The sequence below is a fragment of the Natrinema sp. LJW11 genome (assembly GCF_056135975.1).
In genome coordinates, this window is record NZ_JBWBDM010000018.1 from 1 (window position 1) to 1,061 (window position 1,061).

At 53.3% G+C, this 1,061-nt stretch carries 1 protein-coding gene; it reads left to right on the plus strand.

Annotated elements, in window-relative coordinates:
* Positions 1 to 48 precede the first annotated feature (48 nt).
* A protein-coding gene (locus AC0QDI_RS25180) for an IS630 family transposase (RefSeq protein WP_474672839.1) occupies positions 49 to 1,049 on the plus strand; the annotation gives its coding sequence in 2 pieces (ribosomal slippage) (positions 49 to 538 and positions 538 to 1,049; 1,002 coding nt in all).
* Positions 1,050 to 1,061 lie beyond the last annotated feature (12 nt).

A 1,061-nucleotide genomic window follows, 5' to 3' on the forward strand; every position in this document is an offset into this window, starting at 1 on the left:
CTATAGTAACCGTTAGAACTTTCCGCCCCTATATCGTTATTGTATCCAATGGACCATCTCGACGATATATCCGTCGAAGAACTCCAAGACGCCCTTGACAAGGTTGAAGGAAACAGGCCGACACAACGGTTGTTAGCGGCGATTGCGTACAAGAATGGCGTGACACAGACCGAACTTGCAGAGTGGCACGACACTGGTCGAAGAACGATCTATAGCTGGCTCATGCGACTCGATACGGACGAACCGCTTGAGCAAGCCGTCTCTGATGCTCATCGATCCGGGAGAAAACGAAAGCTATCAGAAACACAGCAAGAAGAGTTTGACCAAACTGTGCACGAATCTCCCAAAGAAGTTGGGTTCGACGCGCCGGCGTGGACGCCGGCGCTCGTCCAGCAGTATCTCGACGAGACCTACGATGTCGAGTACTCAATCCCGAGCTGCCGGCGGTTGCTCAAAGAAGCGGGATTGAGCTATCAAAAACCACGCCGGACAGCCGCCGAATCCGATGCTGACGAGCAAGAAACGTTCCGCGAAGAGGTCAAAAAAAGCGGCGGGAGCTGGACGCCACAGTAGTCTGTATCGATCAAACCAAGAAATCCGTGCAAGTCGAGCCGCGTGCCGCGTGGTTTCCCCGCGGCACGCGGCCGTCTATCGAATTATCCGGCCAACGCGACTGGACATGTCTGTTGGGCGCGATCACCGAAGACGGTGATCGCTTTTTCGCTCGATTCGAAGAGTACGTAACCGCCAAACACGCCAAACATTTCATTCTTGCATTATGCAACGAATTCGAAGATGACTTACTCATCGTGCTGGATGGAGCGCCGTATTTTCAGGCGTCGGCCGTCACGGACCTGGCGGCCCGTGACGACCTCGCCTTCGTAACGTTGCCGGCGTACTCGCCAGAACTCAATCCCGTTGAGGAGTGCTGGAGACAACTACAATCAGCACTTAGCAACCGATTCTTCGACTCGCTTGCTGAGCTCACAACAGCGATTGATACTGCTCTTGATCAACTCTCTATCCCTAAAGTGAGCAATTATTTCTAACGCCTACTATAG